The organism is Mesorhizobium sp. M0244 (assembly GCF_040321795.1).
Classification (GTDB): Bacteria; Pseudomonadota; Alphaproteobacteria; order Rhizobiales; family Rhizobiaceae; genus Mesorhizobium.
The window spans coordinates 20,917-36,529 of sequence record NZ_JAMYSE010000065.1 but is presented as its reverse complement, the minus strand read 5'-3'; the positions used below and the strand labels follow the sequence as shown (position 1 = coordinate 36,529).

The window sequence follows — 15,613 nt, the reverse complement described above, 5'->3', positions numbered from 1 at the left end:
GTCCCGAGCGACGACACGCTCCCGCGAAGCCTTGATGCCATTGACGAACGGCATGGGCGAAGACTCCGCGAACTGGATCAGCGCTGGCTCGGCTTTCAGGGCAAAACGCGAGGCGGCATATTAGGAATGCCGGATAATGATTTCCTGGAAATCTTCGACGCCGTCGGCGATGCCGAGGTGCGGGCTCCGACTTCGGAACTCAGCGGAGACGCATTCCACGCAGCCAATTCCGCCACCAAAAGGGCGGTGTCCCCGTTTACCGACGCGCATCTAAGTTCTCCGTTGTTCCCCAACACGATTATTGCTGTGCCTGTTACCTCAATCGACCGTTCTGCGATCGTGTGGCTGACGCTGCGGAAAAAACCGCAGGGTCGGTTCTGTTCGATGTTCGCGTCGACGGCGATAGCTGCGTTCAGCGGATGGCTGCGATTGGATATGGCGTTTAAATCCTAACGGGATTCAATAATCCCTGTGGGACGGCACGTCCTGTGTCCTGCAGCGCGTTGTTGAGCGCATGGCCCATATAGCGGATTGATGATGGTGAAGGCCTCGGGCTCTCCTCGGCTCCGGCACCGGCACGGAACGTGTCGGCCGGCACCGCAAAGGGCGTTCGGCCGGCCGGAGAGAGGTCGAGGCAGCAAGCATTCCCAGTGGGGAAGTCAGGCTGTTTGGCTGTCGCATCCACGAAAGGTCGCGCCACAGAAACTTGATTGCCAGTCAAATTTTGTTTTCTCGACGCTTCACGAATTAGCATTGGATGCTTCGCTGTTGGGCGTGAAGGAAGATAGGCTGGGGATGGCGCGGCCCGAGCGAACCCACAAAGCCTTCACACGATGCAGATAAGGCACGGGACCTCGTCGAAAGTGTCGACAGGCTGGCTGGCGTTGCTCATGACTGAGCGGAAATAGAGCACGGCAAGACGGTGGAGACCATCGCGCTCGACAGCAAGAACAATTCTCCAGAGGCGATCATCATTATCGATCCGGCGGTCGGGAGGCCTGGTCGGCTTAGCGGGGCTACGACGATGCGACATCCAACAGATATGCGGCATGACTCGGTCAAGGTCGGTGCTGGAATTGCCGCCCGAAAATGGAGTCTTGGCCCAGGAATCGAGCCGCCATCGCGGACGTTGCACCGAAGCAGAGCCGGCACTGTCTCAAGTCCGGATGGCGAAGTGCGCAGCCGATGAAAGCTGCGGCAGTTGGGGACGCGTACAAGCCGTATATGATGACGACATTCGGGGCGCCACGGAGGCGTTCCGCGTTCCTATCGCTCGAACCATGGCCATCGACGAATACGACAGGCCATCAGGTCCGCCGCGCCTTAGCGATAGATGAGTCGCAGCTTCGCCGTGCATAGCGTGATCGCGGAAGTTTGCATTTACGCGCTCCCGTCCGTTTCATTCTCCTCATCGATTTCGCGCACGGGCAGATAGGCGTTCGTTTCCAACCATTCCCGCAGCACGATCTGAATGAGGTCCGCCCGGCCGATTTCCATTTCGGCAGCAATGGCGTTGAGAGCGTCCTCGGTGGCCGGTTCCAGCGGCACGCCGGCGACGTTTCTGAGCATCAATGCCGCGCGCCGCAAGATGATCTGCAGATCCGCGCGCGAAACGTGTGTCGCTTGGCAGTTAATTAGTAAGCGCGAATTTCCCCGCACCTTTTACTGTTGAGTGCTCTGATGCATGAGGCGTCACCAAAATAGGTGGACACCTTGTGTGCGGTCGCCGTCAATGCCGATCACATCAAAGGAAACGGCCCGCCCATTGCCGCATGGAAGCGTGACAATGCTGCTCGACCTCCTACATGTTAATGCATCACGTAATATAGTAGCCAATCACCCACCCGGCCAGTTTGCTGCCTTTGCCCGGCCTTAACTACCCCCTGGGGAATGTCTCTCGACATTCCTCAGGGAACTCGACGCGAATGTCTGCAATATCCGCTAAGCGGGCAGAATTTCTGCGACAGCATCTTGCTGAAACCCTACTTTACAACAGTGTGGCGCTTCCGGCCGAGCGAAAGCCGGATCGGGAGGTCTTGGGACGATATCATTGTATCAACCTCGACGACGTTGCCGTTGATCCGCACACCTCGTCCCGAGATCGCCCTTCGCGCTTCCCCTTTGGAGGAGGTCAATCCGGCGCGTACCAGCAAATCCACAAGGGCTACTCCGGCCAAGCCCTCGGCGTCATTTAGATGAAGCGTCGGTAGCCCCTCTGCGGCTTCGCCCTGCCCAAATGCTTGGCTAGCCGTGGCCTCCGCCTGTTTGGCGGCGTTAGTTCCATGTGCCAGGGCCGTAGCTTCGTTGGCGAGACGTTCTTTGACGGCGTTTAGCTCGGTTCCTTCAGCCTGTCCAAATCGCTCGATCTCGTCCATCGGCAGATCGGTGAAAAGCTTCAGGAACCGAACGACATCAGCGTCTTCCGTGTTACGCCAGAATTGCCAGTAATCGTATGGCGAAAGGCGATCTTCGTTGAGCCACACAGCTCCGGCAGCCGTCTTACCCATCTTGACACCTGAAGGAGTCGTCAGAAGCGGCGTAGTCACTCCGAAGACTTCCTTTCCATCCGTCCGCCGTATCAAGTCGATGCCATTGATGATGTTCCCCCACTGGTCGGCTCCACCCATCTGCAGACGGCAACCGGTCCGGCGGGATAGCTCAAGGAAGTCGAACGCTTGGAGGATCATGTAGTTGAATTCTAAGAAGCTCAGGTTCTCCTGCTTTTCCAGCCGCGACTTCACACTGTCGAAAGAGAGCATCCGATTGACGGAGAAATGCCTGCCGACGTCTCTCAGCATGTCGATCCAACGAATGCTGTCCAGCCAGTCGGCATTGTTCACCATCACGGCATCCGTCGGGCCGTCTCCGAAGACAAGGAGACGGTCAAAGACCTTTCTGATCCCTTCAATGTTGGCGGCGATCCGCTCGTCCGTCAGCATCGGCCGCGCCTCCGAACGGAAGCTGGGATCGCCGATGCGGGTGGTCCCACCCCCAATGAGAACGATGGGTTTATGGCCAGTCTGCTGAAGATGACGAAGCGCCATGATCAGAAGAAGATGGCCGACATGAAGACTGTCAGCCGTCGCATCGAAACCAGCGTAAGCGGGTACGACGCCTGCTTCAAAGGCGGCATCGACACCCGGCAGGTCGGTCCCTTGATTTACATAGCCGCGCTCAATGAGCGTCTTCAAAGCCGCCGAACATGGTTCGGAATGACCGGTTGATAAATCGGGAAGTGCCATAGGGAATCCTCCTGGTATTGCCGCCAGGGGGTCCTCTCATGAACAAAGCCGCCTGACGGCGGCTTGTTTCAAGGCATGATCGAAACGCGCCGCTCCTTATGGAAGCGTCGCATAATAGATTGCAGCGATGAGCGCGGACTTGATCATGTGCCGATGCATAAAGGACTTTATCCGCACCTGCAACCAATCTGAAATGGCTACTTCGGGGAGCTGCCGAGCCTCTGTCGCGACGATTTGCAACTGACTTTTGCACCGTCGCAGAGCTCAACTTTTGCGACAGCATTTCCTGCTTCCCGCTTTCCTTCTGATGTCGAGCCCAGACGCGCTTCACCTGCGCTTCGCTGCAGCAGCCGGTCAGCTTTGCCGTCCTGCCGATACTGTTGCCGCCAGACCGGAAGACAATAATGCGTTCGTGTGTCACCAGTCAGCTTGGTCCGGCATATTTCCCGGTTCCGTCGCAAACTCCAGCTGAGGTCGGGCAGGTTGAGCGTCACGCGCCATCGTTTCCTGCCGCAGATCATCGCCCATGCGGTCTGGCTCTCCTTCAGGTTCCCCTTGAGCCTGTGTTTGGTCGAGGAAATGGCGCTGGAGGGGGATCGTGGTTTCGTATGAGACAATCCGCCGGTGGGGCAACAAATGCGGTCCGCATACGGAGCCATTACGTGACGGCACTTGATATTGCAGTGCAGCAAGCGTAGAGCACCGCGCGCTTATCGGAGTGTCGTCCATGGCCCTTACCAATGCTGGTAACGAGGCAGAACCCGTCGAACAATCGAGCCATTCTGAGGTCGAGCAGCACAGCACCAAGGTGCTGATGCTGGGCGCACTCGGCGTGGTTTACGGCGATATCGGCACCAGCCCGATCTATGCTTTCCGCGAGGCATTGGTGGCATCGTCGGGGGGCGAAGTCGCCAACCGTGGCGACATCCTCGGCGTGTTGTCGCTGATCATCTGGTCGCTGACCATCATCGTCACCATCAAATATATCATGTTCGTGCTCAGGGCCGACAATCGCGGCGAGGGCGGTGTGCTGTCGCTGATGGCGCTGGCGCGCAACAGTTTCCCGACCCGCTCGGCGGTGATCCTCGGCATCGGCATCGTCGGTGCCTCGCTTTTTTTTGGTGACGCAGTCATCACGCCGGCGATCTCGGTGCTGTCGGCGGTCGAAGGCATGAACGTCGTCACGCCGACCTTCCAGCCTTATGTGGTGCCGCTGACGCTGGTCATCCTGGCGATTCTGTTTTCGGCACAGCGGTTTGGAACCGGCGGCGTCGCCCTGATCTTCGGCCCGATCACGGCAGTCTGGTTCCTGGCCATCGGCCTTTCCGGTCTCAACCACATCATCGCCGATCCGGAAATCCTGCTGGCAGTCAGCCCGCATTATATCGTCGCCTTCCTGATCAATTCACCCGACGTCGCCTTCGTGACGATCGGCGCCATCTTCCTCGCCGTCACCGGCGCCGAAGCGCTCTACGCCGACCTCGGCCATTTCGGCCGCAAGCCCATCGTGCTCGCCTGGCTGGCAATCGTGTTCCCTTGCCTGCTGCTGAACTATGCCGGGCAGGGCGCATTCGTGCTGGCGAAAAACGGAGTGGTCGGTCATCCCTTCTTCGAGATGAACGAAGGCTGGACGCTAATTCCGATGGTCGTTCTCGCCACCGCTGCGACCGTCATCGCCAGCCAGGCGGTGATCTCCGGCGCTTTCTCGCTGACCAGGCAAGCGGTGCAGCTCAACATGCTGCCGCGCCTGGAAATCCTGCATACGTCGGAAAGACAGTCCGGCCAGATCTACATGCCGCGCGTCAACATGCTGCTGGCGCTGGTGGTGATGCTGCTGGTGGTCGGCTTTGGCGAATCCAGCAAGCTTGCGTCAGCCTACGGCATTTCGGTGACCGGCAACATGCTGGTGACGACGGTGCTGCTGTACGTGATCATGAGCCGCATCTGGAAATGGCAGCTCTGGCTGGCCATCTCCCTGACAGTGGTATTCGCGTTCATCGACATCGGCTTCTTTGCCTCGAACATCGTCAAAGTGTTCGAAGGTGGCTGGGCTTCGCTGGCGGTGGCCTTCACCATTGTGCTGGCGATGTGGACCTGGATCCGCGGCACCCGCTATTTGTTCGACAAGACGCGCCGGAACGAGATCCCGCTGGATTTCCTTGCCGGCAATCTGCTGAAGAAGAAGCCGCATCTGGTGTCGGGCACCGCGGTGTTCCTGACCAGCGATCCGCTGAGCGCGCCGACCGCGCTGATGCACAGCCTCAAGCACTACAAGGTGCTGCACGAACAGAACGTCATCCTTTCGGTGGTGACGGCGCCGCAGCCTGTCGTGCCCGACAGCGAGCGCGTCAAGATGGAGACCGTCAACGAGCTGTTCATGCGCGTGACGCTGACCTTCGGCTATATGGAGCAGCCCAACATCCCGCGCGCGCTGGCCATCTGCCGCAAGCAGGGCTGGAAGTTCGACATCATGACGACGTCGTTCTTCCTGTCGCGGCGCTCGCTCAAAGCCTCGCCCAATTCCGGCATGCCGGCCTGGCAGGACAAGCTGTTCATCGGGCTGGCGCGCACGGCGGCAGATGCGACGGAATATTTCCAGATCCCGACCGGACGCGTCGTCGAGATCGGGACGCAGGTGACGATTTAGGGCATGCCGCGGTTGAGAAGAATCGGTGCTGTCACATTGATTGAGCGGTAAAGAAATTGAGGTAGCAGCGCGCCCGGTACTGTAAAGTTTCAGCGGCTTGATGCAGCGATAGCTGGCCGGGACGGCTGTCACGCTGCGGCGACACACGCGCCAACGGCCAGTCGGGTGTCGCGAATTGAGGCGCGCTGAAGCCGTCCGGCTCAGCCGATCATGGCGCTTCGGTTGCCGGGTTCGAGGTCGTGGCCTCTGCCGCTGCGCGATTCTAGCATTTGCGCCTTGGAGAGCTCTGCTTCAGCCTCGGCGAGGCATGGCTCGGCTGTGGTTCTCTGCCGCAGAAGGCCGATTGCGAATTCTTGAGGTTGTCACGACGTAGGCGGGCGGCCTTGGCGAACGTCGGATAAGCGAAATGATTGATATCGGAGATGCCGGCCTTCGTTTCCTCGGCGTTTATCTGGAAGTCCAGTTCTCGCGCCATGCGTTCGAAATCGGCAATCATCATGTCTAGCTGCTGCAACTGTCGCCGCTTCTCATTCACCTGAAATTGCTTCAGTCGGACCAGATTACCTCGTGGCTTCATGACTCGGTACTCCGGTACACATTTCGTCCAATCAAACCGCTCTCTCCCAGCCCCTTAACGTTAGGCCTACAGCGACTCTCACGGTTTCTGCTGCGAGAGGTATTTTCCAAATCCTTGGCCGATGGCCATGAGTTCAATGGCATCGACAAGCATGCGAGCGAGGGACTTAAGGAGCGGTAAAAAAAGGCGGAATAGGGCGATTTCACATTGTCTGCATATGAACGCGTTGAGACCTGCGGCGGGCTTGTCACACAAACCAATCGCCAAGATTTGCGACATAGACGCCGGGGGGCATGAATACGCCCGCCGTCAGCTACACGCCCCCCGATTTCCGCCGCCTATTATCGCCCACGCGGTCTGGCTTTATTTCCGGTTTCCGCTGAGCCTGCGCCTGGTTGAGGAAATGCTGCTGGAACGCGGCATCGTGGTTTCGTATGAGACAATTCGCCGGTGGGGCATCAAGTTCGGGCCGGACTACGCTCGCTGCTTGCGCCGCAAGCCGCCGTGCCGGAATGATGTCTGGTACCTGAACGAAGTGGTCGTCACCATCGCCGGCAAAAAGCTTTGGTTGTGGCGCGCCGTCGACCAGGATGGATATGTGCTGGACGAAATCGTGCAAAACCGCCGCAACACCAAGGCCGCCAAGCGCTTGCTGACGCGGCTGTTGAAGAAGCAGGGGCTCGCGCCGAAGCGCATGATCACCGACTAGCTGCGCTCGTATGGAGCGGCAAAGCGACAGGTGATGCCGGACGTCGAGGCACCGGTCGCACAAGGGGTTGAACAACAGAGCGGAGAATTCCCATGTGCCGCCGCGAAACGGGAGCGGATGATGCAGGGGGTCCGATCGCCGGGAGGCCTGCAACGCTTCGTCTCGACCTTGTCAGCCCTCCGCAACCTCTTCGTCCCGCCCCGCCCCAAACGTTCTGCTCTCGCCATACATGTTCATCGCCTGCAAGCCATCGCCGAATGGAAGGCCGTGACTGGAACGCCCGCATGAATTCTGCAGCAGCAGCCCTCGGCCGGCAACGGTGGGAGGCCGCTGAGCCTCATCCGCTTCGATGAGAGCGGCGTCGGCGGGTTCTGTCGCAAACTTTCGGAAAGGTCATTTGCTGCAGAAAAATGGCCTGCGGCATCGATCGCGACGAGCACTGAAGTCGATCAGAATCCGCAAGAGCCAGTATTTCAATAACCGGGCTCGAACACATCTCAACCGGTGAAAAGGTTCTCGAAGTCCGCGAGGCCCCCGCGGCGGCCATCATCATGGACGCGCTGCGGCACCTCGAAACCGCTTCCCTTGGCGTCGGATCAATCGTGTTGAAGGAAGGGCTTGAGCAAGCCTGGTCCCAGGAGGCGGTTTCAGGTGCATGGGGCAGTACTATTCACAAGATGTGCGAACGGGCCATAGCGTCTGCACTCGAGGGCGTCAGCGGGAGCGTCAGCTACATAGTCGATAACACGCGCTTTTTACCTCGGTCTCGGCTCGCGACGATGGATTGCTAACGGCGAACTCATGCTGGTCGGCAAGGCGATACTGGCTGGAGCATCAACTCGGCCGACGAGAGTGGCCCACCATCCTAGACAGGATCGGCCGATATGCCGGCATCGCCGCTCTGCAAAGAGCACAGCGGGCATCCAGACGTTGCCGGGTTGACTATGGGTGTCCGAACCGCGAAAAGAGGCCGCTCTTCATGAGTGGCGTGCGCCGGCAGTCTAACCCCAAGCCCCCCGCCCAGGCTGCCGGCGCGCTTCTAGGAACATCGAGGTAGGGCACTACGCCGCTTGCTTGTCCGACTACGCTTCGATCAGATACCGCGGTGGCCAGCCTCGACCCGTCGCTTGCGCCTGCGCCCGCCGAGACCTTGTGCTTCCTCCAGCGAGTCAAGCCGATCACCATGGGCGTCGCCAGTTCTGTTGCTCACCCACGTGCCATTTGCGATCTCGTGTCAGTGAGAGCACCGCAACCACCTCCCCTGCTAGAGGGCAAGGCGGCTTGCGTCGCCCGTGTTGTTACTATTCTTCGCTGTGGTCGGAGTTTTTCCCTGCCTTCGGAATCGGGACATTCGACTTTGCAAAAAAAATAGGCCATCGTGGTCGATCGTCACGCCCCCAGTTCGGCGGCACGATGGACGCAGCGCAAGCTCTTTGCGCGGGGGGCTCGTCCCATCAAATACTTGATGCAATTTGCGCTTTGCGTACCTCCGTGCATGTTGCTCGATGCCAGGCGGAGGCCTCTGTCTAAATGATCGCATCGATCGCGTTGCCGCGATCGCCGCAGCCGTTTTCGAGCAGGACAATCATGCCAGGCGTTGTCGGCAGCGATGCGCATGCAAAAATTCACAGATGCGTCTAGACTTAGACTAGCGCATCTTCGCCATCGCGCTCGGCTATGAAGCCGCCTTCTTAGCTACGTCGCAAAGGGTTATCCGGCCAAGGCGGGTTCAATGGAATGAAATGAGGCCCCTTTGGGTCCTGAACTTTCAACTCCAGACTGCCTCTTTATGCGACTTTTCGAGCACAGAACGTGAACATGAGAGCGTGCTGGCATGTTTAGACCCCCTTGAGGTCAGTTCGTGCCGTGAGCGCCAGACAATGTTTAAGGCAGCGTCTTCATGCGCCACCGCCCCGTTCGATCGGAAAGAACTGGTGCAGACTGGAGCACCGTCACGCGATTCCACGACTAGCAAAGATTTGGCAAGCAATGCTGCTATAAGCTTCAGGAAAGAAAATTGGGGGGGCGGGCAATCGTGCTCAGGGCGTGCGTCAGTCGCGTACAACATGCCGTTGGACATGGTGGTTTCCACACGGGACACATTCAGGTCTTCGAGCCACCAAGAACTGGTGCGGAGCTGGAAGGCTATACGGAGATTAAGAGCTTCCGGTACGTTTATGACTGCGGGTCCGAGCACGGCAACGCGTTCAAGAGCGCATTAAACGCGCACCGGCTGAGTTGCGAGGGACGCACGGACATTCTCTTCGTATCCCACCTCCACTCTGATCACTCCAACGGCATCGAACACTTGCAGGCCATTGCACCAGCAGAGACCGTCGTCGTGCCGTATCTCGACGTCATCGAGCGACTGATCTTCATTCTCGCTGACACGGAGTCCGGCGCCGTTTCGACATCCGCTCGCGAGTACTTCGGCAATCCGGCGGGCTGGTGGCTGGACCGCGGCGCGAGATACGTCATCTTTCTCGAGGCGGATGATGGTGATGCTCCGCGGCCGGGCGGGCCGATGGAGCCCGATGGTCCGATCGACGACGGCGGGGGTGACGATCGCCGGGATGCGATGGCATTGCCGGAAAAGAAAAAGCCCGGCACGCGGCTTGCCCACCACCTGCGTAAGCCAAGAGGACCTGTCCCGGAAGGTTTGACGGCCGCCAGCGAAGCGAGGTCAGAAGCCGCCGACGGCGCCGTTCTTGCCGGCGCCGGCTCCTTCATGCGACTGGAGTGGCGCTATTATGAAACTGCACAGTGGCAGATCGGCGACTGGATCCTGCTCCCCTATGTGCATCCGGTCGACAAGGCCGTTCGTTCCCGCTTTCAGCGAGCGGTCACAAAGGCCCTTAGGATCAGAGGCGGCAACGAGGAAAAGCTCGCCGCGAAATTGATCGAATTTCTTTGCTCGCCCGAGAAGACGAAGGTGCTGCTTGATCTCTACGGTGAGCACTTCGGGCACGGCCACAACGCCCTGTCGATGTCGCTCTACTCCGGACCGTATTGTCAAAGCACCCGACCAGCCGATGACGATCATCGCTGGCATCGATACGGATGGCCCTATGAGGACTTTCCCCATTGGGACATCGGCTTCATTGAACCTGTGGGCTGGCTCGGAACGGGAGATTCCGCGCTGAAGCAGAAGCTACGGCGCGACCCCTGGATGAATTTCTATCAGCCATACGCGTCCAATGTTGGTATATTGACGCTGCCCCACCACGGCTCCGCTCACAATTTCCACGAGGAAATCCTGGCATTTGACGGCCTTCAGATGGCCCTGGCCACAACGGTCGATCGCCAGAACCGCGTGGCGCGGATGCGTGACACCCTCGCGGTCGTGCAGGCTCGCGGGATTCACGGACATGTCGTCGACGATCGACGCATGAGCACCTATCGGTTCTGGTGCGGGCGCACGATGGGGAGATGACATTGGAAGAGGTTCGCCGGATCGCCATGGCGCCTGCGCTGACCGTCAGCTGCCGTGAGGAGGCCGACGAACTGATGTCGCTCGTGCGTGCGTCGGCCGCACGAGCGCGGGACTGGATGTCAGCATAAACCGGCGATCCGCTCGACATGCTGCGGCAGATCAAGTTCGAGCCTGTCGCCTTTCATTCGATCGAGGATCGTGCGCTCAACTTCATCGAGCAGATCAATCAGACCTGGACGTTTGCAGTCGCGATTGGCGCTGCCAGGCAGTTGCTGCAGCTGCATCCGAATATCGGCGGCTTCCGCCTCGCGCCTGGCGCCCATGCGTCGCTCGAGCTCGACATCATGAGCGTGGAGCTGGTGAGGTTGGCGCGGAGACCTTCGCTGCGGCAACCCCCCGCAACAACGGCAAACTTGCGGCGGACCTCGCGAAGCTCGCGGGGCGGCCCGAACGCAACCGGTACGTGTTCTTCATGTCTCCGCTGTTCCCCGGAAACTCGCGGCGGCCGCAATTTGAGAAAGATGGTATTGAGGTCTGGTCGATCGATGTCTGACCTGCGAACCGCACGACCTCCGGTCGAGGATGTGATTACTGGCCTTACAACCAAATCCGCGCGAATTCGGGCGCTCGCGGCTAGCCGGCTACGAGCGGGCGGAGATCGCCCGTATGCTCGAGCTCCGATACCAGCATGTTCGCAAAGTGCTCGTCGATGAGGAAGCCAGAGGCGCACAGGGGCAACGACCTCGTAGCGCCGGGAAACCCAAGGCGGCGGATCATGCGGCTGCCAGCCCGCGCTTGGACGCCTCGCCTGCAGTATTGATCAAGGCCGGGTTCTGGCCAGTCGGCGAGTGGACCCGCCTTTCGGACGAGGCCTTCCATCTTAGCGAGAGGGCGCCCAACGAGCCTGGAATCTACGCCTTCGCCGTTGACGGAGTGGTTAAATATATCGGGCTGACCTAGACAGGTTTGCACGCGCGGATGGGCCACTACCGGCGGGGCCACAAAGGCCACAGGACGAGCTCGCGCGTGGAAGGCGCTGACCCTCGAGTGCCTAGCCGAGGGAAAGTCGGTGCAGGTTTTTGTCGCGACACCCGAGGCGCTCGAGTGGAACGGTCTGCCGGTGAGCACTGCCGCCGGGCTTGAAGCCGCCCTCATCCGCGCCATGCGACCCAAATGGAATATGCTGGGAGCGAAGCGGCTGATACCCGGGGCTTCCCTCTCGGAATAGGAGAGTTCCCGTCCTAGGTTTAGAGGCATGTGCAATGCCCCCGAACAGGTCGGTGAGGTGATGGGCAACAAGATGGACCACCTCTCCCTCCGGCTGGATCCGCCCGCGGACGGCAAGCAGGGAGGACGAAAGCACAAGAACCGAACGGATATCTAACTAGGAGGAACCGCCGCCGCCGTATGCGCGGCGGCGGTTTGATGATCATGCGACCGCGATCGCATTTGCCATCGCGTTGACTGTGAGAGCGAATAGGGCCGGTTTCGATAGCGTCGCCTTGAGCTGATCTGGCCAATCCGGATGGACGGATGCCCATGCGAGTATCTTGGATGCATCGAGACGTCGATGACTCGCAAGATAGCGCGACGAGATCTTTGCCGGTACCGACTCGCGCACATAGTGGGCATTGAGCGGCCGAAGGGTGGTGAACAGCCCGTATGCCTTGGCGAACGTCTGGACCTCGCCCTCCTCAGCGAGCGAAGAAAGTAACTCCAGCACCGGCCCGGAGGGTGTGATGTACGCGTCCGAACCGAAACGGGAGATGGCGTCCGCGACCCGCCGCGCGTTGCGGACGCCGATAGCAGCAAGCGCGTCGTGCAGAGCACGTACCCTCGGCGCCGCCTGCCCCTGCCCAATACTCGGCCTTTCCGGTCCGGTTGTCAGCAACACGCGCCGCCACCGCCTCCGCATTGGGAGAAAGCACCCTGACCCGCCCCTCCTGGACGTCCAGAATGCCGGCAGCGATCAATGTCGCAAGCTCGGCGTCGAACCGTGGGTGCCGAGCATCGTCTTGAAACAGAGACGCCAGGTCGCCACGGAACACAAAGGCAAGTGTGTCGGGCTCAAGCCAGGGGACGGCTCGCGTTCCTCCATGGACGTTGAGAAGGAGGCCGAGGACGAGTGCTTCTCGCAGTCGCTGGCCGGCTCCTGAACCAGGCCGTAGCAGAGGGCTGCGACTGCGGTGCAACGCGGCGGTCGCCAACAGATACGGAAAGACGTCGCGATACCAACGCGGGGGTGTTTCGCGATCGGGTGCTGCTTCCGCCGGATCTTTGTCGAGCCACGCGAGCACGGGTGGACGGCAGGGCTCGGGCAACGCTACGAGCAGCCGCTTGCGAAAGGCACCTAGCTCGATCGGTCGAACGGAGTTGCTGAGAGCTGCCTCAAGATCGTGCCAGTCTCGGAAGCCCCCGCCGCGGGCAACTGCTGCCTGGCATTTGTTCAACGGAAAAACGAAGCCGCTGTCCTCAAACAGCCGCTTCAACTCCTTTGCGCATTTCTTAGCGCCATCAAGTGTGGAATACACGCGAAGTCCTTCATCTCGGCCTTGTCGAGATGCGCTGCTCACCTCTTGCGGCCGGAATCAGGGTTCGGTCGCGAGAAAGAATACCCGTTGGACGACGGTCCTTCGCCATGGCAGCGGCCACGCCGATGATGGCGGCGCTCAACCAACAATATGCGAGTTGCTGAGAAGGTTCAATCCTGACCCAACCCTAGGGGCGGCTGCCGGACAAGCTGGCCGTGAAGATAGATCTTGACGGTCGTTCCTCTGATGCGTCGGAGTCGCGGTGACTACTTGCGTCGCTAAGAGCGTGCGCCGAGCTGACGGTTGTCTATCGACCCATCTTCATGAGCATCTCGTCCATTCGTTCAAAAAGCCGGTTCTCGGGCGGGTCCCCCGCATCCGCTCCCGTAAGCATGTGGCACAGATCGTCTAGGTTGATGACCAGTATGAACTTCCCATTCTCACGCAAGATCGTCTCGGCAGATTTCCGGGCGCTCTCATCGGCGCCTGATCGCGCGACCAGGATAGCGACCGTCCTGAGCCCTTTGGAGAAGAGATATTTTTCGGTGATTTGGATCTCAGCTTGACCAATCGGCTCATGATAGTTTTTCGCGTCGAAGACAATGTAGCGAGACGAGAAGTCGGCGGCGATCATAGACCAGAATGAACCGCGATCTGATTTGATCCGGCCAATCAAATCCATTCGGTTCAGCTTATCGTCGGTGCGCTGTTGAGAACTCAGATTGGAGAGTTCCGCCGCAAATAGAAACCGAATAGCCTGCTCGCAATATTTCTCGAAGTCGCTCCAACCTTCCTTGCCGGCTGGGATTTGACGGAGGCGCGAAGCGAGCTTCCAGCCTGTCGGCGATTGCGTGTCCACGTTGCCGCGAATGCCAGAATCACCGTCGAGGACAGTTTCTGAGACGAGCGCTTCGAGGGCGTCCGCGAGTGCGTCATCTTTCTCTGCCAACGACCTCAGAGTGCCCAGTCCCCAAATCTGAACTTCAGGTGCGGCGGTCGACTTGAGCTCCGCGAGGGCCTGGTCCGAAATGTCGAGGGATACGATGACAATCCCGCCATCGAAGCCCTCTGTTCTAACGATCCCATGGATGTGAGAAATCGCGTCTCTTACATGCCGCTGCCAATCTTTCTGCCAGCGGAACATCTTGAACTCGACGGCCAACTTTCTGACTGTCTCTTTCGGCGTAAACGTCAAGTCTGGAAGCGAACGGTAGAGTTCCCATTCTTCCTCGTCTGCTGGCTCTTCATCCGGCCGCGTTGCGGCCGCCAGGCCGACGTCCTCCTGCGCGAGAATGCGTAGCAATAGATCTTGCCAATCTCGATCGAGGTTGTGGGTCTCGATCTGCAGCTCTTTCATCTTCCCCATTGTGTCTCCTGCGTTTGTAAGCCTCTAAACCGCTACCCGAGTTCAGCAGCCCGCGAAGGCGTAGCTCGCGCTGAAACCCTCCATCCATCGGCATCGGTGTGGCTTGCTGTTGCGTCATGGCTGGATCGCAACTTCCGCAACCAAGCTCAAGTTTTTTCACCTCGTCCGTCGGCCTCAGGCCGTTGTCTTGCATCTGTCACAAAAAGGATGTCTTAATGTAGATCTTGAGGGGACGTGCATAATGCGGACACTTGTGCTGACAGCATTGGGTGTACTTGCGGCAACTCATACTGCGTTTGCTTGGGGGACCTCTGGTCATTCGATTGTTGCGGAGATCGCGCAGCATCGTTTGAACGACGCGGCCGCCGTTGGTGTCGAATCCATCCTGGGGCCGGGTACGTCACTCGCATCCATCGGTAGTTGGGCAGATGATGAACGCGCTCGAGACCGGAGAACGACCCGTTGGCATTTCGTCGAAATACCATCCGCCGCCGCAGCCTACGACGCGACTCGCGACTGCACACCCGACCCGGCGCTTGGTGATTGCATCATCGCAGCGATCGACCGGGAACTCGCGCTCGTCAGCTGTGCCACCGCACCAACGGAACAGCGGCAGCGGGCGCTGAAGTTCCTGGTTCACCTCATTGGAGGCCTCCATCAACCGTTGCACACGATCAAGGACGAACGCGGCGGAAACGGCATCGATGTCACGATAACCACCCTGGAGCGGGTGAACGGAGACCTACCGTTCAACACAAACCTGCACTCAACTTGGGACGCTGCTCTGATCGACAAGACCGGCTGGTCATGGGATAGCTATGTCGAGCGCCTCGAAACCGGTTGGCTCAGGACGGCTGACGCCACTGCCATTTCTGTCGGTACGACCACCGACTGGGCGAACGAGAGCCACCGCATCGCAGTCACACTGATCGCCAGCGTGCCGAACAACATAGTGCTGGATGATGCTTATCGGAACGAGAACCTTCCTCTGATCGACCACCAGCTGGGAACCGCGGGCCTTCGATTGGCGGAACTTCTCAACAGGGCTTTCTCGACCAGCAGCTGCCTACCTAGTGATTGAGTAGACGCCGTTACGAAGCGTTTGTGA

12 protein-coding genes and 3 pseudogenes are annotated in these 15,613 nt (G+C 59.5%); 9 read left to right on the top strand and 6 right to left on the bottom strand.

From position 1 onward, the window contains the following. The coding region (locus tag NKJ08_RS28035) for a hypothetical protein (protein WP_352784385.1) at positions 1-453 on the top strand (453 nt) is incomplete at its 5' end. A gap of 927 nt (positions 454-1,380) precedes the next feature. Here the strand turns inward: NKJ08_RS28035 and NKJ08_RS28030 are convergent. Both NKJ08_RS28030 and tyrS read right to left on the bottom strand, forming a co-directional pair. Further along, positions 1,381-1,659, bottom strand: a complete 279-nt coding sequence (locus tag NKJ08_RS28030; protein ID WP_352451797.1) for a hypothetical protein — start codon at positions 1,657-1,659, stop codon at positions 1,381-1,383. Positions 1,660-1,982: 323 nt separating this feature from the next. After that, entirely contained in the window at positions 1,983-3,242 is a 1,260-nt protein-coding gene (gene tyrS / locus NKJ08_RS28025) for a tyrosine--tRNA ligase (protein ID WP_352784374.1), read from the bottom strand. A gap of 468 nt (positions 3,243-3,710) precedes the next feature. On the opposite strand from tyrS, the pseudogene NKJ08_RS28020 reads away from it, so the two are divergent. Both NKJ08_RS28020 and NKJ08_RS28015 read left to right on the top strand, forming a co-directional pair. Further along, a pseudogene (locus NKJ08_RS28020) lies at positions 3,711-3,885 on the top strand (IS6 family transposase); the annotation flags it as partial. An 84-nt stretch (positions 3,886-3,969) separates the two neighbouring features. Further along, positions 3,970-5,889 (top strand): potassium transporter Kup, encoded by a 1,920-nt coding sequence (locus NKJ08_RS28015; protein ID WP_352784371.1) that lies wholly within the window; start codon positions 3,970-3,972, stop codon positions 5,887-5,889. 200 nt (positions 5,890-6,089) lie between these two features. On the opposite strand, the pseudogene NKJ08_RS28010 reads toward NKJ08_RS28015, so the two are convergent. Then, positions 6,090-6,466 (bottom strand): annotated as a pseudogene (locus NKJ08_RS28010) (flagellar export protein FliJ). A 268-nt stretch (positions 6,467-6,734) separates the two neighbouring features. On the opposite strand from NKJ08_RS28010, the pseudogene NKJ08_RS28005 reads away from it, so the two are divergent. The 3 genes and pseudogenes from NKJ08_RS28005 (at position 6,735) to NKJ08_RS27995 (ending at position 10,608) form a co-directional block, all read left to right on the top strand. Continuing rightward, a pseudogene (locus NKJ08_RS28005) lies at positions 6,735-7,463 on the top strand (IS6 family transposase). 182 nt (positions 7,464-7,645) lie between these two features. After that, complete coding sequence (locus NKJ08_RS28000; RefSeq protein ID WP_352784380.1) at positions 7,646-7,966, top strand: hypothetical protein; 321 nt, start codon at positions 7,646-7,648, stop codon at positions 7,964-7,966. 1,226 nt (positions 7,967-9,192) lie between these two features. Beyond that, positions 9,193-10,608, top strand: coding sequence for a hypothetical protein (locus tag NKJ08_RS27995; protein WP_352784368.1), 1,416 nt, complete (start codon positions 9,193-9,195; stop codon positions 10,606-10,608). 119 nt (positions 10,609-10,727) lie between these two features. Here NKJ08_RS27995 and NKJ08_RS27990 read toward each other — a convergent pair whose 3' ends face one another. Next, positions 10,728-10,931: a hypothetical protein gene (locus tag NKJ08_RS27990; RefSeq protein WP_352784365.1), complete on the bottom strand. Its 204-nt coding sequence runs from the start codon at positions 10,929-10,931 to the stop codon at positions 10,728-10,730. Between the two features lie 343 nt (positions 10,932-11,274). On the opposite strand from NKJ08_RS27990, the gene NKJ08_RS27985 reads away from it, so the two are divergent. Further along, positions 11,275-11,568 carry a hypothetical protein gene (locus NKJ08_RS27985; RefSeq protein WP_352784362.1) on the top strand — a complete coding sequence of 98 codons (294 nt, stop codon included), beginning with the start codon at positions 11,275-11,277 and terminating at the stop codon, positions 11,566-11,568. Positions 11,569-12,037: 469 nt separating this feature from the next. Here the strand turns inward: NKJ08_RS27985 and NKJ08_RS27980 are convergent, their stop codons facing one another. Then, complete coding sequence (locus NKJ08_RS27980) at positions 12,038-12,502, bottom strand: hypothetical protein (protein ID WP_352784359.1); 465 nt, start codon at positions 12,500-12,502, stop codon at positions 12,038-12,040. 121 nt (positions 12,503-12,623) lie between these two features. Between NKJ08_RS27980 and NKJ08_RS27975 the strand changes: the two genes are divergently transcribed. Continuing rightward, complete coding sequence (locus NKJ08_RS27975; protein ID WP_352451805.1) at positions 12,624-12,764, top strand: hypothetical protein; 141 nt, start codon at positions 12,624-12,626, stop codon at positions 12,762-12,764. Between the two features lie 682 nt (positions 12,765-13,446). Here NKJ08_RS27975 and NKJ08_RS27970 read toward each other — a convergent pair. Next, entirely contained in the window at positions 13,447-14,505 is a 1,059-nt protein-coding gene (locus tag NKJ08_RS27970; RefSeq protein ID WP_352784356.1) for a hypothetical protein, read from the bottom strand. 241 nt (positions 14,506-14,746) lie between these two features. On the opposite strand from NKJ08_RS27970, the gene NKJ08_RS27965 reads away from it, so the two are divergent. Next, positions 14,747-15,586, top strand: coding sequence for a S1/P1 nuclease (locus NKJ08_RS27965; RefSeq protein ID WP_352784353.1), 840 nt, complete (start codon positions 14,747-14,749; stop codon positions 15,584-15,586). Positions 15,587-15,613 lie beyond the last annotated feature (27 nt).